The sequence below is a fragment of the Rhodococcus sp. MEB041 genome (genome assembly GCF_030208955.1).
GTDB lineage: Bacteria > Actinomycetota > Actinomycetes > Mycobacteriales > Mycobacteriaceae > Rhodococcoides.
This window is the reverse complement of sequence record NZ_JARVSZ010000002.1, coordinates 437,069-456,128: the sequence shown is the minus strand read 5'-3', so window position 1 is coordinate 456,128 and position 19,060 is coordinate 437,069. Positions and strand designations below refer to the sequence as shown.

Below are 19,060 nucleotides of genomic sequence, written 5' to 3'. Positions count from 1 at the left end.
TGTTGCGGATGGTCCGGATGGGGTCGACCGACTAGCCTGACGGGTATGGCAGGCAAGACGAGTACGCGCGCGTCCCGATCCGGCGCGGCCGGATCGAGCAAGGCAGGCACCGGCACGAGTGGTGCCTCCACCGGACGCGGGCGGACGGTCACGACGCCGCGCAAGCCCACCGCCCCCCGGTCGTCCACCGGGCGCACCCCGGCGACTCGCTCGTCCGGTACCGCACGGTCGTCGTCCGGAGCCCGACCTCGCAGCGCCCCCAAGCGCACGATCTCGCCCGGTCGCGCGGCCCTGAACTCCGTGGGTCGCGGCATCGGCAAGGGGTGGGGCCTCGCCGCGCGCGGACTCGGTGCCACCACTCGCACCGTCGGCAAGGCCGCCGACATCGAACACGGCCACCGCCGCGACGGCATCGCCCTCGGGTGTCTCGCGGTCAGCGTGGTCGTCGCCGCCGGTCTCTGGTTCTCGGCCGGTGGCCCGGTCGGGGAGTGGATCGAGATCGGGCTGCGCGCCGTCGTCGGCAGCGCGGCCATCCTGCTGCCGCTGCTCGGCATCGGCGTCGCCGTAGCCCTGATGCGGACCGAACCCGCTCCCGACGACCGCCCCCGGCTCGTCCTCGGGTCTCTGCTCGTCGGCCTGCCGATGCTCGGACTCTGGCATCTGGGTTCCGGATCACCGGACGACCTGGCCGGGCGTGCGTCCGGCGGCGGCTTCGTCGGCTTCGTCGTCGGCGGTCCGCTCAGCAGCGGGGTCACCGTCTGGCTCGCCGTGCCGCTGCTCCTGCTCGCGGTCCTGTTCGGCGTCCTTCTCCTCACCGGGACGACCGTGCGCGACATCCCCGCGCGTCTGCGGACCCTGTTCGGTACGGCGAACCGCGGCGACGAGTACAGCGACTACGAGGACTGGGAGGAGGAGTCGCACCTCGGTGACTTCGCACCGAACGGGTACGACTCCGCGGGCTACGGCTCCTCGTACGACGAGTACGACCCGGCCCTGTTCGACGCCGACGGCTACCCGGTCGACGAGAAGCCGGCGAGGTCGCGCCGCCGCCGATCGTCCGCGCCGACCGACGCGTACCCGGTGGAGGAGTCGGCACCGGTGGACGACGCTCCCACCGAGTACGTGCCGGTGCCGCCGCCCGTCCGCACGCGTGCGAAGGAACCGGCGGTCGAGCCGACGCCGAAGCCGAAGCCCACTCCGGTCGTCGCGGCGACTCCGCCGAAGCCGAAGGAGGACGACAAACTCGTCGTGGACCGCGTCGTCGACGGCGACTACGTCCTGCCCTCGCTGTCCCTGCTGATCGACGGCGACCCGCCGAAGACGCGCAGCCAGGCGAACGACGCGATGATCGAGGCGATCTCCGAGGTCCTCGAGCAGTTCAAGATCGACGCCGCCGTCACCGGCTTCACCCGCGGACCGACGGTCACGCGCTACGAGGTCGAGCTCGGACCGGGCGTCAAGGTCGAGAAGATCACGGCGCTCGCCCGCAACATCGCGTACGCGGTGGCCACCGACAACGTGCGTCTGCTGGCCCCCATCCCCGGCAAGTCGGCGGTGGGCATCGAGGTGCCCAACTCCGACCGAGAGATGGTCCGCCTGGCCGACGTGCTGACGGCGCCCTCGACCCGCAAGGATCACCATCCTCTGGTCATCGGCCTCGGCAAGGACATCGAGGGCGACTTCGTCAGCGCCAACCTCGCGAAGATGCCGCACCTCCTGGTGGCGGGCTCCACCGGCTCGGGCAAGTCGAGCTTCGTCAACTCCATGCTGGTGTCGTTGCTCGCGCGGGCGACGCCGGAGGAGGTCCGGATGATCCTCATCGACCCCAAGATGGTCGAGCTGACCCCGTACGAGGGGATCCCGCACCTCATCACGCCGATCATCACGCAGCCGAAAAAGGCTGCCGCGGCCCTCGCCTGGCTGGTCGAGGAGATGGAGCAGCGCTACCAGGACATGCAGGCAAACAGGGTGCGCCACGTCGACGACTTCAACAAGAAGGTGAAGTCGGGCGAGATCACCGCACCGCTCGGCAGCGAGCGCGTCTACAAGCCCTACCCGTACATCCTCGCGATCGTCGACGAGCTCGCGGACCTGATGATGACCGCGCCGCGGGACGTGGAGGAGGCGATCGTCCGCATCACGCAGAAGGCGCGCGCGGCCGGCATCCACCTCGTGCTCGCGACCCAGCGCCCGTCCGTCGACGTCGTCACGGGCCTGATCAAGACCAACGTCCCGTCCAGGCTCGCGTTCGCCACGTCGTCGCTGACCGACTCCCGCGTCATCCTGGATCAGCAGGGTGCGGAGAAGCTCATCGGTATGGGCGACGCCCTGTTCCTGCCGATGGGCGCGGGCAAGCCCACCCGTCTACAGGGCGCCTTCATCACCGACGAGGAGATCACCGCGGTCGTCGACTTCGCCAAGAACCAGGCGGAGCCGGAGTACCAGGAGGGCGTCACCGCGCAGAAGGCCGCGGAGAAGAAGGACGTCGACGCCGACATCGGCGACGATCTCGACGTGCTGCTCCAAGCCGTCGAACTCGTCGTGACGAGTCAGTTCGGCTCGACGTCCATGCTGCAGCGCAAGTTGCGCGTCGGCTTCGCCAAGGCCGGCAGGCTCATGGATCTGATGGAGACGCGCGGCGTGGTCGGCCCGAGCGAGGGATCGAAGGCCCGCGACGTCCTGGTCAAGCCCGACGAGTTGGACGGGCTGCTGTGGTCGATCAAGGGCGGGGATCCGGGAGAGTCGGACAATCCGGACGAGTGACGGTGGCCCCGTTGTGAATTGACTCTCACGCTAGCTGAGTTTTACCTGTGCATTACCCTTCGCGTGCCTCCATGCGGCCGGGGCTGTGGCATGGTTGTTCTCAGGAGGGGAGTATCCCCAGCTTGCGAAGGACCCGTCAGCACGATCGAGCCCTGCCTCGATCCGGGTCATCGGCAGACACAGTGGTCACACGAGACATCATCACTGGTTCTGTGGGAGAGACCTCCGGAGCCCACCCATGGACTACCGGAGGTAGTTGCTCACATGAATGTCTCGTCCACAGTCTGGATCGTCACCATCGTGGTGATCCTGGGACTCTTCGTCTTCGACTTCTTCGCTCACGTGAAGACCCCCCACGAGCCGACCTTCAAGGAATCGGCGACGTGGTCCGTCGTCTACATCACGATCGCCATCATCTTCGGCGGAATCGTGTTCTGGCAGTACGGCGCGACCTACGGCGGTGAGTACTTCGCCGGGTACGTCACCGAGAAGGCGCTCAGCGTCGACAACCTGTTCGTCTTCCTCATCATCATGACGACGTTCGCCGTACCGCGTCAGTACCAGCAGAAGGTGCTGCTCATCGGCATCGTGATGGCGCTCGTGATGCGCGGTGGCTTCATCGCCCTCGGTGCCGCGGCCATCAACAACTTCAGCTGGGTCTTCTACCTCTTCGGTGCGTTCCTCATCTACACGGCCTACAAGCTCATCAAGGAGGCCGGGGAAGAAGAGGAGAACGAGGTCCAGCAGGACACCAAGATCATGAAGTTCGCCAAGAAGATCCTCCCCACCACGGACGAGTACCACGGTGATCGTCTGACGGTGAAGATCGACGGCAAGCGCGTGGTCACCCCGATGCTGCTGGCCCTGGTCGTCATCGGTTTCACCGACATCCTGTTCGCGTTGGACTCGATCCCGGCGATCTACGGTCTCACCACCGAGCCGTACATCGTCTTCACGGCCAACGCTTTCGCCCTCATGGGTCTGCGCCAGTTGTACTTCCTGATCGGCGGACTGCTCGATCGCCTGGTCTACCTGTCCTACGGCCTGTCCCTGGTACTGGCGTTCATCGGCGTCAAGCTCGTCCTCCACGCGCTCCACGAGAACGAGCTCGGCTTCATCAACGGCGGCGAGAACCTGTCGGTCCCCGAGATCAGCACCGGAGTGTCGCTCAGTGTCATCATGGGCATCCTGATCGTCACCACCGTGGCCAGCCTGCTCAAGACCCGCGGCGACGCGAAGCCCGCGGTGAAGGACGGCGAGACCGGAAGCCCGGTCCTCGGCGACGACACCACGGCCGCCTCGACCGGTACCACGTCGACCGGCGTCACGGACACCGAGCGCGACTCGCGCTGATCCGTCCCGCACGAGAACAGCCCGGCACCGAGAGGTGCCGGGCTGTTCGTGTGTCCGGCGGGTGCCGGAGGGCGGGTCACTCCGCGAGGACGCCCATCACCGGCTTCCACTCCTGGATCGCCACGGCGTCGACGAGCTTCTCCACCGCGAACGGGTCCTCGGCGAACAGCGTGCCCACCTGGTCCGCACTCTGACCCTTGACGATGATGGTCGCGCCGCTGTCGTCCGCGTACGGCCCCGCCACCACCACGATGTCGCGAGCGAGGAGATCCCGCAGCCAGTCGCGGTGCTCGGCGCGGACGCGGTCGCGTCCCTCGGCGGTGGCCGACGAGTACGTGTAGTTGACGAGGAAATGGGCCATCGATGTTCTCCTGCGGTGTGAGCGGGTGGTGGGTGATCTAGAGCGTGAGCAGCATGCGGGTGTTGCCGAGAGTGTTCGGCTTGACGTAGCTGAGATCGAGGAACTCGGCGACACCGGTGTCGTACGAGCGACACATCTCCGCGTAGACCTCGGCGGTGACCGGGGTCCCGTCGATCTCGGAGAACCCGTGGCGGGCGAAGAACGGCACCTCGAAGGTGAGCACGAAGATGCGGGAGAGCTGCAGTTCGCGGGCGACGTCGATCAACCGGGACACGATGAGGTGGCCCACGCCGTGACCCTTGACCGACGGATCGACGGCGACCGTGCGGATCTCGCCGAGATCCGCCCACAGCACGTGCAGCGCGCCGCAGCCGGCGACGACACCATCGACCTCGGCGACCCAGAACTCCTGGACCGCCTCGTAGAGGGTCACGAGATTCTTCTCGAGCAGGATCCGGCCCGCGTAGATGTCGATGAGTCGCTTGATCTCCGGGATGTCGGAGGTGCGGGCACGGCGCAGGCGCACGCGCTCGGTGGTGGACCCGGACGCGGTCCGGACGTCTGCGCGATCCTGCGCCGCCCGGGAGTCCGTCTCCGGATCGAGGTCGGAAGTCATGGGGTGAACAGTAGTCATCGGGCGTACCGATATTGTGACCGTGTGTCCCGCGCCGGTAACTCACGTCACGTCCCGAGAGCGGGCTCGGCGACGTGAGCGCTCAGTACGACGTCGGTCGTGGCCCCGGTGACGCGTCCGCGCCGACGCCCGACGCCGTCGTCGGCTCGGGCCCGCTCACTCCGGCTCCACTGCTCAACATCGCCAACGTCCTGACCGTCCTGCGGATCGCGCTGGTCCCGGTGTTCCTGTGGGCACTGTTCGCGGACGGTGGCCAGGAGACCGGGTGGCGGCTCGCGGCCTTCGGGATCTTCGTCGTCGCGGCGATCACCGATCGCATCGACGGTCAACTGGCGCGCAAGCACGGGCTCGTGACGGAGTTCGGCAAGATGGCGGACCCCATCGCCGACAAGGCACTGATCGGGGCGGCCCTGGTCGGACTGTCCATGCTGGGGGACCTGCCCTGGTGGATCACCCTCGTCATCGGTGCCCGCGAGATCGGCATCACGCTGCTGCGGTTCGCCGTCCTGCGGCACGGTGTCATCCCCGCGGGACGCGGCGGCAAGCTCAAGACCCTCGTCCAGAGCGTGGCCATCGGGGTCTACGTTCTGCCGCTTCCCGACGCTGTGATCCCGGCAGCGATGGTGCTGATGATCGTGGCCGTGGCGCTGACCGTGATCACAGGCCTCGACTACGTGGTGCAGGCAGTGCGGCCGCGGGTCCGGACACCACACGACGGGCGATGAGCCGTCCGGTGCTCCGCCGCGTGCGGATCGCGGGCGGGGGTTAGGGTTCTCTCACCCGTTCCGACGGGTGTCCACACGCGTCGCGGGAACCGATCGGACCGTTCCGGCGTTGTAGGTGGACGAGGGTCGAGCGACGGTGCACCGACAGGCGTTCCCGCGGTCGACCACGACGTAGTTCGAACACGATGAAGGAGGGGCCACATGGCGCTGCTCTTGCGTGAGGCATTGGGCGACAGTCTTCGCCGCACACGGGTCGCTCAGAGCCGCACGTTGCGCGAGGTCTCCAACACGGCGCGCGTCAGCCTCGGGTATCTCTCGGAGGTCGAGCGTGGCCGCAAGGAGGCGTCGAGCGAACTGCTCAACGCCATCTGCGATGCCCTCGACGTCCCACTGTCGGACGTTCTGTTCGATGTGAGCGAATCGCTCACGGACACGATGGCGAGTGCGGCCGCGTCGACGGGTGTTCCCGCCGAGCGCGGTGCGGCCCACATCTCGGACGAGACGCGCGTGGTCATCCCGGCCCCGACCGCGCGAGCACTCGCCGCTGCCTGATCTTCGCGTCCCGTTTCCGACCATTCGTGGTTCGACATGGGATCATGGCGGGTACCGATCACAGACAGACCGCGTGTCCCGGACACGCGCAGCATCACCGGCGGTGACGGTCGCCAGCCGGGTCGCGTACGCGGCGGATCACATGGAGGCAGGAAGAACCGATGGCCAATCCTTTCGTCAAGGGCTGGAAGTATCTGATGGCTCTGTTCAACTCCAAGATCGACGAGAAGGCGGATCCGCAGGTCCAGATCCAGCAGGCCATCGAGGACGCTCAGCGTCAGCACCAGGCGCTCTCGCAGCAGGCCGCGTCGGTCATCGGTAACCAGCGCCAGCTCGAGATGAAGCTCAGCCGCCAGCTCGACGAGGTGGAGAAGCTGAACGCCAATGCGCGCCAGGCCGTCACCCTCGCCGACCAGGCCAATGCGGCTGCTGACGTCGAGAAGGCCACCCAGTACACCAACGCCGCCGAGGCGTTCGCGGCCCAGCTGGTCACCGCCGAGCAGAGCGTCGAGGACCTCAAGGTTCTGCACGACCAGGCGCTCCAGGCCGCCACCCAGGCCAAGAAGGCCGTCGAGCAGAACGCCATGACGCTGCAGGCCAAGGTCGCCGAGCGCACCAAGCTGCTCAGCCAGCTCGAGCAGGCCAAGATGCAGGAGCGCGTCAGCGAGTCGCTCCGCTCGATGGACTCCACGCTGTCCGCGCCCGGCAATACGCCCAGCCTCGACGCCGTCCGGGACAAGATCGAGCGCCGCTACGCCAACGCGCTCGGCTCCGCCGAGCTCGCTCAGAACTCCGTGCAGGGCCGCATGATGGAGGTCCAGCAGGCGAGCGTCCAGATGGCCGGACACAGCCGCCTCGAGCAGATCCGTGCCTCCATGGCGGGCGACTCGCTCACCGCCGGCCCCTCCGCGGACGGCGTGTCCACGCAGAAGAACCTGTCGTCCCCGCAGGCGACCCCCGAGCCTCCTCAGGCCAACTGATCTGCCTGCACGAGACCCTCACGGAGCGTTGATGTCCGGACACGGCGACCCGCACCGACGGCAGATGTGGCACGAGCGGCCCGCTGCACCGGCCGAGGTGGGGCGCGCTGCTGACCTGGTGCGCGCTCGGGCCCGTGGTGTCGTCGACGTCACGCGGCCGTTCCTCGACGCCGCCAAGTCGTGGAACGACCCGCGGAAGAAGGCCGAACGGCGGATCCGTCGGACTCGCCGGCGGGCCACGCTCTTCGGCGCGGCGTCCGGGTCCATGGGCGTCGCCACCGTCACGGTGGCGGCCACGTCGGCACCCGATTGGATCGTCGTCGGGGGATCGGGCACCACGGTGTTGTTCGCGGTGCCCGCCGTGGCCGCGGCGGCGGCCTACCGACGGCTGCGGGCACAGCCACTGCCGGCAGCAGCGCCGGTCCGCCGTGCTCTGCCTCCGGTGGGCTCCGCCGCTCGCGAGCCCATCGAACGTCTCGCGGCCGCCGAACGCAGTCTGCACGAGCTGACGGGCATCCTCGCTCGATCCGGGGCGGTCGCCGCGGACGACGTGCACGACACGACTCGGATCGCCGCGGCCGCGTCGGCAGCTCTCACCGAGGTCGCGCACGACATCGTCGCGATGGAGAGAGCAGCGCTGGGAAGTCCGGCTGCAGCGGTCCATCTGTCCGGGTCCATCGGGTCCACCGCGGCCCGGTTGACGGACGGTGTGCATCAGTTCGACGGGCTCGTCGCCGCGGCTGCGTTGCTCACCGCACCGGGCTCCTCCGGTTCGCTCACCGCACTCGACGCGCGACGGGACGCCCTCCAGTTCGCGTCCGATCGCCTCGAGGGCTGGGCATTCGGCCTCGAGAACCTGCAGAAGCCCTGACCTCGGCGACGGTCTCACCCCGACCGCGACCCTGAGATCGACGTACCGTCCTCGGGGTCGACCCCGATCTTCACCCTGAACTCCGGGACGATTCGGTGCTGTGCCAGTTCGGTTCTGGCAGTGTCGAACTCGTCGACGGATCGCCGGTGACCTCCACCGCGGCCGGCGACGGGAGTCCCCGACGAGAAGGAGTTCGACATGTTCTGGAAGATTCTCGGTGCGATCGTTCTGGTGTGGATCGGCGTCGTCGTTCTCGGCGCCCTGCTGAAGGCGCTGTTCCCCCTGGTGGCGCTGGCCGTGGTGGGAACCGGTCTCTACTTCCTCTTCCGCGCGATGAGCGGCGATCGCGACTCGGCGAAGTCACCCTTCTGACGTCCCCGGTGCCGCGCTGACCTAGGCTTCGCCCATGCTCGTCGCGGTGGTCGCCGGCCCCGATGCGGGGCACGCCTTCCCTGCCATCGCGCTCGCGAAGGCGCTGACGGCCGCAGGAGAGACGGCCGTGGTCTACACCGGCCATCGGTGGCTCGACGCCGCGCGAGCGGACGGGGTGGACACTCGCCTGCTGCCGGGACTGGAACCGCGGCCCGAGGACGACGACGCGGACGCCGGCCGCAGAATTCACGAGCGAGCGGCCCACATGTCCTCGATGCTGCTGCCGGTGCTCTCCGAGTCGGCTCCCGATCTGGTGGTCTCGGACATTCTCACGGCCGGCGGCGGTCTCGCCGCCGAGCGGCTGGGAGTTCCCTGGGTGGAACTGTCTCCGCACCCGCTCTACCGGCCCTCCGTGTCGTTGCCCCCGATCGGGAGTGGCCTCGCACCGGGCACGGGACTGCGAGGTCGGTTGCGGGACACCGTGATGCGAGCTCTGACCGACCGCTCCGTCCGAGCGGGGCTGGCGCAGCGCGCTCGGGCGCGCGAGGGCGTCGGTCTGCCCGCGTCGGACCCCGGCCCCGCGCGGCGCCTCGTCGCGACCATCCCCGCGCTCGAGGTGCCGCGGACGGACTGGCCGGCCGAGGCGCGGGTCGTCGGTCCGTTGTTGTGGGAGCCGACGACCGCTCTCCTCGACCCGCCGCCGGGGACCGAACCGCTGATCCTGCTGGCACCGTCGACGGCCGCGACCGGCGCCGTGTCCATGGTCGAGGCCACTGTCGAGGCGACGGCGGCCTCACGTGCGCGCGGCCGGAGTCGTCGACTGGTGATCACCACGGTGGACGACGTTCCGGCCGGTCTACCGTCCTGGGCGGTGGGCGGACTGGGGCGCCAGGACGCGCTGCTGCCGCTGGCGTCGGTCGTGGTGTGCGGCGGCGGCCACGGGATGTTGGCGAAGGCGCTGTCCGCCGGCGTCCCGGTGGTCGTGATCCCCGGCGGGGGAGATCAGTGGGAACTGGCCAACCGCGCGGCCCGGCAAGGAAGCGCCACGATCGTGCGTCCGGTGTCCGCCGACGCCGTGGCGGAGGCGATCGACCGGGTGCTGAACGACTCGACGTACGCCGCCGCGGCAGGTCGTGCCGCGGCGACCGCCGCCGCGGTCGAGGATCCCGTCGCGGTGTGCCGCAGCGTGATCGTCGACTCCCGCCCGCGCTGAGGGGGAGCGCGGACGTCCCGGGTTACGGTGACATGGTGCGCCTGACCGACTTCCACGACCGTGTCGCCGAACAGTTCGGAACCGTGACCGGGGACTCGATGCTGGTCGACCACCTGCTGCTGAGCCTCGGGAACCGCACCGCCGCGCAGGCCATCGAGGACGGCGAGGATCCGAAGGACGTGTGGCGCGCACTGTGCGTCGAGTTCGACGTTCCCCGATCGCGGTGGTGAACCTCCGGCGTGTCGCTGGGTATCGAACACCTGTTCGCTTATAGTCGTGTGCAGAGTCGACGGGAATCGCACGGCAGCGGTTCTTGTCGGTACCCCCCTCTACCTTGGCGACAGATCGACGGGGTACAGACGCTTCGGGGACAAGAACTTCGAGAAGGAGACCATGATGGCTGCAGCTGCATACGATCGGGACAAGGCGCTCGATCTCGCGCTCGCGCAGATCGACAAGAACTTCGGCAAGGGGTCGGTCATGCGTCTCGGCGACGAGGCCCGTGTGCCCATCGCCGTCATCCCCACGGGTTCGATCGCGTTGGACGTCGCGCTCGGCATCGGCGGACTCCCGCGCGGCCGCATCGTCGAGGTCTACGGCCCGGAGTCCTCGGGTAAGACGACGGTCGCGCTCCACGCGGTCGCCAACGCACAGGCCGCCGGCGGCATCGCCGCGTTCATCGACGCGGAGCACGCTCTCGATCCGGACTACGCCGCCAAGCTCGGTGTCGACACCGACGCGCTGCTGGTCTCCCAGCCGGACACCGGTGAGCAGGCACTCGAGATCGCGGACATGCTGATCCGGTCCGGTGCCATCGACATCCTGGTCGTGGACTCCGTGGCAGCCCTGGTTCCCCGTGCCGAGATCGAGGGCGAGATGGGTGACAGTCACGTCGGTCTGCAGGCCCGCCTGATGAGCCAGGCCCTGCGCAAGATCACCGGCGCCATCAGCTCGTCCGGCACCACGGTCATCTTCATCAACCAGCTGCGCGAGAAAATCGGCGTCATGTTCGGCTCGCCCGAGACCACGACGGGCGGTAAGGCGCTGAAGTTCTACGCATCGGTGCGCCTGGACATCCGTCGTATCGAGACGCTCAAGGACGGAACCGACGCAGTCGGTAACCGCACCCGCGTCAAGGTGGTCAAGAACAAGGTGTCGCCGCCGTTCAAGCAGGCCGAGTTCGACATCCTGTACGGCAAGGGCATCAGCAAGGAAGGCTCGCTCATCGACATGGGTGTCGAGCACGGCTTCGTGCGCAAGTCCGGCTCCTGGTTCACCTACGAGGGTGATCAGCTGGGCCAGGGCAAGGAGAACGCTCGCAAGTTCCTGCTCGAGAACACCGACATCCGTGACGAGATCGAGAAGAAGATCAAGGAGAAGCTCGGCATCGGTGCAGACGTGCGTACGCCCGACGAGGCCGTCGCTGCTCCGGTCGACTTCTGACAGCAGGTCTCTCGACTGTGAACGACGACGAGTTTCCGGACTCGCGTGCACCGGGCGCCCGACGTACGTCGGGCGCCCGGTCCCGTTCCGGCCGCCGATCGGGCGAGACGCCGCCCCCGGGCGGGGGCACGGCGGTGCAGGCCAAGGATGCCGCGTTGCGGTTGCTCACCGATCGCGCCCGGAGCCGCGCCGAGCTCGAACAGCGGTTGGCCGCCAAAGGATTCACGGACGAGATCATCACGTCCGTGCTCGACAGGCTGACCGAGATCAAGCTGGTCGACGATCGCGACTTCGCCCATCAGTGGGTCCGCTCGCGACATACGTACTCGGGCCGAGGCAAGCAGGCGCTGCGCACAGAACTACGCACCAAGGGAATCGATCCGGTGCTGGCCACCGAGGCACTCGACACGATCGAGCCCGAGGACGAGCGGGAGCGTGCGCGCGAACTGGTCGTCAAGAAGCTCCGGGCCCCGGCTCTGCTGTCCGCTCTGAACGAGGAGATCGAGGATCCGCGGGAGCGGCGTGCGCAACGCGACAAGGTGGTGCGCAAGCTCGTGTCGATGCTCGCGCGTCGCGGGTTCGCCCAGGGCATGGCCTTCGACGTGGTTCGGACAGAACTCGAGGCCCTCGGAAACGATTCCGAAGGCCTCGAGTACTAGAACGTCAGACTGTCGCGCCACCCATGGCGGCACCCTGATCGACAGGAACCGGACTCTTCTTCGCTCGTCGCAGTCGCTTCTCCACCTTCGTGGCGAGGTACGTCAGCAGCGAGTTCAGGATGATCATGATGATGGCCACGATGATCAGCGCCGGCAGGAAGTTGCCGTAGAAGGCACCGACCTGCTGGCCCGACCGGACCACCTCGACATAGCCGATGATGTACCCCAACGCGGAGTCCTTCAGCGCCACCACCATCTGCGAGATGATGGCCGGCAACATCGCGGTCACGGCCTGGGGAAGCAGGATCATGCGCATGATCTGGCCCTTGCGCAGGCCGATGGCCATGGCCGCCTCGGTCTGACCCTTCGGCAGGGACTGGATGCCCGACCGCACGATCTCGGCGATGACCGAGCCGTTGTAGAGCGTCAGGCCCGTCACCACCGCGGCCAGGGCCAGGTAGCGGGACTTGAACACCTGGTACTCGGCGAAGAACTGGTACAGGAAGATCATCAGGATCAGCACCGGGATGGCGCGGAACAGTTCGACGAAGAATCCGGCGACCAGCCGCACCGGGCGGTGGTCCGACAGGCGCGCGATGCCCAGGACCGCGCCCAGAATCAGCGCCAGCACGATCGACAGCCCCGCGGCGACCAGGGTGCCCTGGATGCCGGGAACCAGGTACGTCCTCCAGGTCGACGACTCGACGAACGGGCTCCACTTCTCCGATGTCAACTGGCCCTTCTCGTCCAGCTTCGCGTAGATCACGTACGCCGCCAGCAGTACCAGGACGAGCACGACGGCCGAGATGATGTGATTGCGCACCTTGGCGCGGGGCCCCGGAGCGTCGTAGAGAACGGTGGCGCGTTCGGCGGAGGCGACCTTCTTGGGCGGTGCCTCGGTGCTCAGAGGTGCGTTCGCTGTGGTCATCGGGCAACCGCCAATCGCTTGCCGAGGTAGCCGAAGAAGAGGCCGGTGGGGAAGGTCAGGATGACGAAGCCGAGCGCGAAGATACCGCCGACGACGAAGATCGCCGCCTCGTTCTCGATCATCTCCTTCATCAGAATGGCCGCTTCGAGGACGCCGATCGCCGCGGCGACGGTCGTGTTCTTCGTCAGGGCGATGAGCACGCTGCCCAGCGGGCCGATGACCGCACGGAACGCCTGGGGGAGCACGATGAAGCGCAGGTTCTGCGAGAACGTCAGACCGAGCGAACGCCCGGCCTCCGCCTGCCCGACGTTCACCGTGTTGATTCCGGACCGCAGCGACTCGCACACGAACGAGGCCGTGTAGATGCTCAGACCGAGCACGGCGAGCCGGAAGTTGTTGTCCGCCTGGCCGGTCGGGGACGCCTGATCGGCGAGCGTGACGCCCAGGGTCTGGTAGAGGCCGAAGGCGCAGAACAGCAGGATCAGCGTGAGCGGGGTGTTGCGGAAGATGGTGACGTAGGTGGCACCGATCCACCGCGCGACGGGAACGGGGGAGACCCGCATCGCCGCGAGCAGGGTGCCGAGGACGAGAGCGCCGATGGCGGAGAGCACCGTCAGCTTGATCGTCATCCAGAACGCGTCGAGGAGTTCGGGCGCGTAGTCACTCAGTATGTCCACCGGCGACTCCTTCCGAGAGCGGTGACGAGTCGAACGGGCGGTTCACCGGTGTGAACCGCCCGTTCGGGTCTCGCGAAGAGTGGTGATCAGTAGCGATCGACGGTCGGCTGTGCGGGCAGCGGGTACCCGGACGGTCCGACGGTGTCCTCGAATGCCTTCTGCCACGACCCGTCCTCGATCATGGCGTCGATCGCGTCGTTGATCTTGGTGCGGGTCTCGTCGTCGCCCTTGGCCAGGCCGATGCCGTAGCGCTCCTCGGTGAACGGCTCGCCGACCACCTTGAGCTCACCCGGGTACTGAGCCGCGTAGCCGGCCAGGATGATGTCGTCGGTCGTGACCGCGTCGACGGCGCCGTTGCGCAGTGCCTCGACACAGGCGGAGTAGGTGTCGAACTCCTGCAGCTGCACGTCCTGCGCGTACTGGTCCTTGACCTTCTGCGCGGGGGTGGAGCCGGAGACGGAGCAGAGGCGCTTGCCACCGCTGAGCGACTCGGGGCCCGTGATGTCGGTGTTGCCGTCGGCAACGAGGAGCGACTGTCCGGCGACGAAGTACGGTCCGGCGAAGTCGACCTTCTCCTTGCGGGCGTCGGTGATCGAGTAGGTGGCGACGATGTAGTCGACCTCACCGTTCTCGATCAGCGTCTCGCGCTGCGCCGACGGCGACTCCTTGAACGTGATGTTCTCCGGCGTGACACCGAGCTTGCCGGCGACGTACTTCGCGACCTCGACGTCGAAGCCGCTGAACGAGCCGTCGGGGGTGCGCAGGCCCAGGCCCGGCTGGTCGAACTTGATGCCGACGGTCAGCTTGCCGCTCTCGGCGCTGGACGACGCGCTGGTGGCCTCGTCGCCACCACACGCGGTGGCGGCGAAGGCGAGCGCGAGTGCGGCGACGCCGACACGGGCGGTACGTGTGATTCTCATCGAGATCCTCCAGAAGTTGGGACGAGCGGGTGGGAGATCAGTGACTCAGGATCTTGCCGAGGAAATCCTTGGCGCGATCGGACTTCGGTGTGGTGAAGAAGGTCTCGGGATCGGTGTCCTCGACGATCTGGCCGTCGGCCATGAAGATGACACGGTCGCCGGCGCGTCGGGCGAAGCCCATCTCGTGGGTCACGACCACCATGGTCATGCCCTCCTTGGCCAGCGACGTCATGACGTCGAGCACCTCGTTGACCATCTCGGGATCGAGCGCCGAGGTCGGCTCGTCGAAGAGCATCACCTTGGGGTTCATGGCGAGTGCACGCGCGATGGCGACACGTTGTTGCTGGCCGCCGGAGAGCTGCGCCGGGTACTTGTCGGCCTGGTTGGCGATGCCGACGCGTTCGAGCAGACGCTGCGCGGTCTTCTCGGCCTCGTCCTTCTTCATCTTGCGGACCTTCGTCGGCCCGAGCATGACGTTCTCACGAATCGTCTTGTGCGCGAAAAGATTGAAGGACTGGAAGACCATGCCGACGTCCGCGCGGAGCGCGGCGAGCGACTTGCCCTCGGAGGGAAGTGCCTTGCCGTCGACCTCGATGGTGCCCTCGTCGACGGGCTCGAGCCGGTTGATGGTGCGGCACAACGTCGATTTACCCGACCCGGAGGGGCCGAGGACGATGACGACCTGGCCGCTGGGAACGTCGAGTTCGATGTCCTTGAGGACGTGCAGATCACCGAAGTGCTTCTGCACGCCGTGCATCGCGATCATGGGGGCAGACGATGCTGTGGACGAGCGATGTTCGCGCTCGCCGTCAGGGTGGGTCATGGCGATGACCCTAGAGGTAGTTTCCTCCGCCACTGCTCGTTTTGGTGCGGGGACCGCGTATATGTAATGGAAACTTTACTCGGACCGCTCGGTGAGTCGGGTACGTGCGCCGCCGTACCCTGGAGGGGTGGACACGATCGACACCCAGACTCTGCCTGCGCGGTCCGGGACTGCGCGCACCTACGAGGTGCGCACGTACGGCTGCCAGATGAACGTGCACGATTCCGAACGACTGTCCGGCCTTCTCGAGGAGGCTGGTTACGAGAAGGCCGACTCCGGGTCGTCCCCCGATCTCGTCGTCTTCAACACGTGTGCGGTACGCGAGAACGCCGACAACAAGTTGTACGGCAACCTCGGCCAACTCCGGCCGGCCAAGGACGAGAACCCCGACATGCAGATCGCCGTCGGTGGGTGCCTCGCACAGAAAGACCGCGACGTCGTGGTCACGAAGGCGCCGTGGGTGGACGTCGTGTTCGGCACCCAGAACATCGGATCCCTGCCGGCGCTGCTCGACCGGGCGCGCCACAACCAGCGCGCCGAGGTCGAGATCCTCGAGTCACTGGACGCGTTCCCCTCGACTCTCCCGGCCAAGCGCGACTCCGCCTACTCCGGGTGGGTGTCCATCTCGGTGGGGTGCAACAACACCTGCACCTTCTGCATCGTGCCCGCACTGCGCGGCAAGGAGGTCGACCGCAGGCCGGGCGACATCCTCGCCGAGGTGCAGGCCCTCGTCGACGAGGGCGTGCTCGAGGTGACGCTGCTCGGACAGAACGTCAACGCGTACGGCGCCTCGTTCGCGGATCCCGAGCAGCCGCGTGACCGGGGTGCGTTCGCATCGCTCCTGCGCGCGTGCGGGGAGGTCGACGGTCTCGAGCGCGTCCGGTTCACCTCGCCGCATCCCGCCGAGTTCACCGACGACGTCATCGAGGCGATGGCGTCGACGCCCAACGTGTGCCCGACGCTGCACATGCCTCTGCAGTCCGGATCGGACCGCGTGCTGCGTGCCATGCGCCGCTCGTACCGCAAGGAGAAGTTCCTCGGCATCATCGACCGGGTGCGCGAAGCCATCCCGCACGCGTCACTGACGACGGACATCATCGTGGGCTTCCCCGGGGAGACCGAGGAGGACTTCCAGGAGACCCTCGACGTCGTCCGTCGCGCTCGCTTCAGCAGCGCCTACACGTTCCAGTACTCCAAGCGACCGGGAACGCCGGCCGCCGACATGCCGGATCAGGTGACGAAGGCCGTCGTGCAGGAACGCTACGAGCGGCTCGCCGCTCTGCAGGAGGAGATCTCCCACGAGGAGAACCGTCGGGTCGTCGGAACCGAGGTGGAGTTGCTCGTCGCCGACGGGGCCGGACGCAAGAACGCCGTCACCGAGCGGATGAGTGGACGCACCCGCGACGGGCGACTCGTGCACTTCACCCCGACGGGCGCCATCGATCGCGCCGTCCGGCCCGGCGACGTCGTCGTCACCACGGTGACCGACGCGAAGCCGTACCACCTGGTCGCCGACGTCCCGGTGCGCTCGCACCGGCGCACCACGGCCGGCGACCGACACGAGCGGGGCACGATGCCCCGGACCGCACCGGTCGGTGTCGGGTTGGGGTTGCCGTCCGTCGGCGCCCCGGCGCCCGAGCCGGTCACGACGATGGGATGTTCACTGTGAGTACCGAGCCGACGACCGGGTCCGATCCGGCGGCCGCCGAGAAGCGGATCTCGGGTCGTATCGACCCGGGGGTCCGCGCCGTCGTCGTGGCAGTGGTCGTGTTGTTGCTGCTACTGAGCTTCGCACTGCCGCACACAGGTTCGGCCAACGCGTGGGACGTGCTGGTGCACGACGAGGACGCCGTGGCGGAGTCGGTGGCACTGCCGTCACGCATCTTCGTGTGGCTGACCCTGGTGTTCGCGGTCGGCTTCTCGGCTCTCGCCCTGGTCACTCAACGCTGGGCGCTGGCCTGGGTCGCGCTCTACGGGTCCGGGGTGGCGACGGTGCTGGGCATCCTGGCCATCTGGTCGCGTCAGACCGTTCCTGTCGGCCTCACCGGGGCCGGCCCCGGGCTGGGCCTCGTCCTCGGCTGGTTGCTCGTGGTCGTGCTGGCGTTCCACTGGTTCAAGGTGGTGTGGAACCGCTCCAACGCTCAGTGGGCGGCTGCCGCCGCCCGGCGGGACGCGGCCGTGATGGACGAGGCGCGGCGCGAGAACGTGCTGGACACGTCCCGGCGCCGCGACAACTGATCCTCCGGAGTCACAGACCGCCGAGGGCGCTGTCGGCGGCGTCGGCCCACTCGCGCCACTGCTGTGCCTGCGCACGGGCCTTCTCGGCGTCCTTGGCCTTGCCCGCGGCCTCGGCCTTCTGGGCCTGCTCCTCGAACTGCGCGACCCGCTCGCGGAACTGAGCCGCGCGCGCCATCGCCTCGGGGTCGGTGCGTCGCCACTCGGAGTCGGCGGCGTCGCGGACGCGCTTCTCGATCGCGCGGAGCTTGCCCTCGAGATCGTGCATCTTCTCGCGCGGGACCTTGCCGATGGCGTCCCACTTGTCCTGCAATGTCCGCAGTGCTGCGCGGGCCGCCTCGATGTCCTTGGACGGGTCGATGTGACCGGACTCGGCCAGCAGCCGTTCCTTCGCCTCGGCGTTCTGCTCGAACTCCGCGTTCTGCTCGGACTGAGCCGCGTTGCGTGCCTCGAAGAACACGTCCTGGGCGCCCTTGAATTTCTGCCACAGCGAGTCGTCGGCGTCGCGGGGAGCCCGGCCGGCGGCCTTCCACTCGGTCAGGAGATCGCGGAACACCTGCGCGGTGCCCACCCAGTCGGTGGACGACGACAGTTCCTCGGCCTTGGCGACCAGTTCTTCCTTGCGCACCTTGGCGGCACCGCGTTCGCGGTCGAGATCGGCGAAGTGCGCGCCGCGGCGGCGGTTGAACGCCTCTCGTGCCTTGGAGTAGCGCTTCCACAGGGCGTCGTCGACCTTGCGGTCGACGCCGCGGATGGTCTTCCACTCCTCGAGGATCACGCGAAGACGGTCACCCGCGGCCTTCCACTGCGTGGATTCGCTGCCGATGGTCTCGGCCTCGACGGCCAGCGCCTCTTTGCGTGCCGTCGATTCGGTCCGCTCGGAGTCCTTGCGCTTGCGATGCTCGGCGGCGACCTCCTCGGAGTGTTCGATCACGGCCTGCAGGCGGGTCGCCAGCGCGTCGATGTCGCCGATCACCGCAGCGGTGGGCAGGGTCTCGGCGAGCGCGGCGGCGGCGGTCTTCGTCTTCTTGGCGTCGCCGGCGCCGGAGGCGAGTCGCGCCTCGAGGAGTGCGACCTCGGTGGCGAGATCGTCGTAGCGGCGCCCGAAGTGTGCGAGGCCCTCGGCCGCGTCACCGGCCTGCCAGGAACCGACCTGTCGCTCTCCGTCGGTGGTACGTACCCACGCGGAACCGTCCTCGTCGACCCGGCCCCAGCGGGACGGATCGGTGACGACCGGGACGACAGCGGGCGTCGTCGGCACGTGGTGTGCAGCCGGATGCGGCGTCGGGTGCGACTCCCCGTCGCCTGTGGACGACGACGGTGCGGACGGATCGGCCGGGGCACTGGGCCGGGTGGGCGCCGGGCGCGGTGCGCCGCCGGGTCGAGGACCCGGTCGGGGCCCGGGCCGGGGAGGTGTGGGGCTCGCCTGCGCCTCGCCGGGGGCGTTCTCGGTCGTCTCGTGCTCGGTCATGGTTCTCTCCGTCTCTGCCGCGCGTCACGGCTGCCTGGCGCTACGTGGTTCTCTGCTCGGTCGTTCTCGGCCCATTCAAC

The 19,060-nt window shown here is 68.1% G+C and carries 20 protein-coding genes; 13 read left to right on the top strand and 7 right to left on the bottom strand.

What is annotated here, in order from left to right:
• The first annotated feature begins 45 nt into the window (after window positions 1–45).
• The gene (locus QRN16_RS06125; protein ID WP_222645316.1) at window positions 46–2,763 is read left to right on the top strand and encodes a DNA translocase FtsK; all 2,718 of its coding nucleotides are present in this window, start codon (window positions 46–48) and stop codon (window positions 2,761–2,763) included.
• A 264-nt stretch (window positions 2,764–3,027) separates the two neighbouring features.
• Window positions 3,028–4,116, top strand: coding sequence for a TerC family protein (locus tag QRN16_RS06120; RefSeq protein ID WP_081821174.1), 1,089 nt, complete (start codon window positions 3,028–3,030; stop codon window positions 4,114–4,116).
• A 76-nt stretch (window positions 4,117–4,192) separates the two neighbouring features.
• Here the strand turns inward: QRN16_RS06120 and QRN16_RS06115 are convergent, their stop codons facing one another.
• Window positions 4,193–4,477 carry a YciI family protein gene (locus tag QRN16_RS06115; RefSeq protein ID WP_285185073.1) on the bottom strand — a complete coding sequence of 95 codons (285 nt, stop codon included), beginning with the start codon at window positions 4,475–4,477 and terminating at the stop codon, window positions 4,193–4,195.
• Window positions 4,478–4,514: 37 nt separating this feature from the next.
• On the bottom strand, window positions 4,515–4,997 hold the full coding sequence (locus QRN16_RS06110) for an amino-acid N-acetyltransferase (protein ID WP_027505117.1): 483 nt from the start codon (window positions 4,995–4,997) through the stop codon (window positions 4,515–4,517).
• Between the two features lie 284 nt (window positions 4,998–5,281).
• Here QRN16_RS06110 and pgsA point away from each other — a divergent pair, with 284 nt between their 5' ends.
• From pgsA to QRN16_RS06065, 9 genes are all read left to right on the top strand, one after another.
• Window positions 5,282–5,836 carry a CDP-diacylglycerol--glycerol-3-phosphate 3-phosphatidyltransferase gene (pgsA, locus tag QRN16_RS06105; RefSeq protein ID WP_027505118.1) on the top strand — a complete coding sequence of 185 codons (555 nt, stop codon included), beginning with the start codon at window positions 5,282–5,284 and terminating at the stop codon, window positions 5,834–5,836.
• Between the two features lie 201 nt (window positions 5,837–6,037).
• Complete coding sequence (locus tag QRN16_RS06100; protein ID WP_027505119.1) at window positions 6,038–6,388, top strand: helix-turn-helix domain-containing protein; 351 nt, start codon at window positions 6,038–6,040, stop codon at window positions 6,386–6,388.
• Window positions 6,389–6,549: 161 nt separating this feature from the next.
• The gene (pspA, locus tag QRN16_RS06095) at window positions 6,550–7,368 is read left to right on the top strand and encodes a phage shock protein PspA (protein WP_027505120.1); all 819 of its coding nucleotides are present in this window, start codon (window positions 6,550–6,552) and stop codon (window positions 7,366–7,368) included.
• 31 nt (window positions 7,369–7,399) lie between these two features.
• A complete protein-coding gene (pspM, locus tag QRN16_RS06090) occupies window positions 7,400–8,239 on the top strand; it encodes a phage shock envelope stress response protein PspM (protein ID WP_285185072.1) in 840 nt (279 codons plus the stop codon).
• Between the two features lie 198 nt (window positions 8,240–8,437).
• Window positions 8,438–8,611, top strand: a complete 174-nt coding sequence (locus tag QRN16_RS06085) for a hypothetical protein (protein ID WP_285185071.1) — start codon at window positions 8,438–8,440, stop codon at window positions 8,609–8,611.
• Window positions 8,612–8,645: 34 nt separating this feature from the next.
• The gene (locus QRN16_RS06080) at window positions 8,646–9,824 is read left to right on the top strand and encodes a glycosyltransferase (protein WP_056444911.1); all 1,179 of its coding nucleotides are present in this window, start codon (window positions 8,646–8,648) and stop codon (window positions 9,822–9,824) included.
• A gap of 35 nt (window positions 9,825–9,859) precedes the next feature.
• Entirely contained in the window at window positions 9,860–10,054 is a 195-nt protein-coding gene (locus QRN16_RS06075) for a DUF3046 domain-containing protein (protein WP_027505125.1), read from the top strand.
• Between the two features lie 166 nt (window positions 10,055–10,220).
• Window positions 10,221–11,267, top strand: a complete 1,047-nt coding sequence (recA, locus tag QRN16_RS06070; protein ID WP_027505126.1) for a recombinase RecA — start codon at window positions 10,221–10,223, stop codon at window positions 11,265–11,267.
• Between the two features lie 17 nt (window positions 11,268–11,284).
• Entirely contained in the window at window positions 11,285–11,926 is a 642-nt protein-coding gene (locus tag QRN16_RS06065; RefSeq protein WP_222645314.1) for a regulatory protein RecX, read from the top strand.
• 4 nt (window positions 11,927–11,930) lie between these two features.
• On the opposite strand, the gene QRN16_RS06060 is transcribed toward QRN16_RS06065, so the two are convergent.
• From QRN16_RS06060 to gluA, 4 genes are all read right to left on the bottom strand, one after another.
• Window positions 11,931–12,854: an amino acid ABC transporter permease gene (locus QRN16_RS06060; protein ID WP_285185070.1), complete on the bottom strand. Its 924-nt coding sequence runs from the start codon at window positions 12,852–12,854 to the stop codon at window positions 11,931–11,933.
• The gene (locus tag QRN16_RS06055) at window positions 12,851–13,531 is read right to left on the bottom strand and encodes an amino acid ABC transporter permease (protein WP_027505128.1); all 681 of its coding nucleotides are present in this window, start codon (window positions 13,529–13,531) and stop codon (window positions 12,851–12,853) included. Before QRN16_RS06055 ends, QRN16_RS06060 begins: the two co-directional genes overlap by 4 nt.
• Before the next feature lie 86 nt (window positions 13,532–13,617).
• Complete coding sequence (locus tag QRN16_RS06050) at window positions 13,618–14,451, bottom strand: glutamate ABC transporter substrate-binding protein (protein ID WP_027505129.1); 834 nt, start codon at window positions 14,449–14,451, stop codon at window positions 13,618–13,620.
• 37 nt (window positions 14,452–14,488) lie between these two features.
• Window positions 14,489–15,217 carry a glutamate ABC transporter ATP-binding protein GluA gene (gluA, locus tag QRN16_RS06045; protein ID WP_027505130.1) on the bottom strand — a complete coding sequence of 243 codons (729 nt, stop codon included), beginning with the start codon at window positions 15,215–15,217 and terminating at the stop codon, window positions 14,489–14,491.
• 184 nt (window positions 15,218–15,401) lie between these two features.
• Here gluA and miaB point away from each other — a divergent pair, with 184 nt between their 5' ends.
• Together miaB and QRN16_RS06035 are read left to right on the top strand one after the other, a co-directional pair.
• Window positions 15,402–16,943 carry a tRNA (N6-isopentenyl adenosine(37)-C2)-methylthiotransferase MiaB gene (miaB, locus tag QRN16_RS06040; protein ID WP_285185069.1) on the top strand — a complete coding sequence of 514 codons (1,542 nt, stop codon included), beginning with the start codon at window positions 15,402–15,404 and terminating at the stop codon, window positions 16,941–16,943.
• A complete protein-coding gene (locus tag QRN16_RS06035) occupies window positions 16,931–17,512 on the top strand; it encodes an Rv2732c family membrane protein (protein ID WP_037185326.1) in 582 nt (193 codons plus the stop codon). Before miaB ends, QRN16_RS06035 begins: the two co-directional genes overlap by 13 nt.
• A 10-nt stretch (window positions 17,513–17,522) precedes the next feature.
• Here the strand turns inward: QRN16_RS06035 and QRN16_RS06030 are convergent, their stop codons facing one another.
• Complete coding sequence (locus tag QRN16_RS06030) at window positions 17,523–18,980, bottom strand: DUF349 domain-containing protein (RefSeq protein WP_285185068.1); 1,458 nt, start codon at window positions 18,978–18,980, stop codon at window positions 17,523–17,525.
• Window positions 18,981–19,060: the final 80 nt, after the last annotated feature.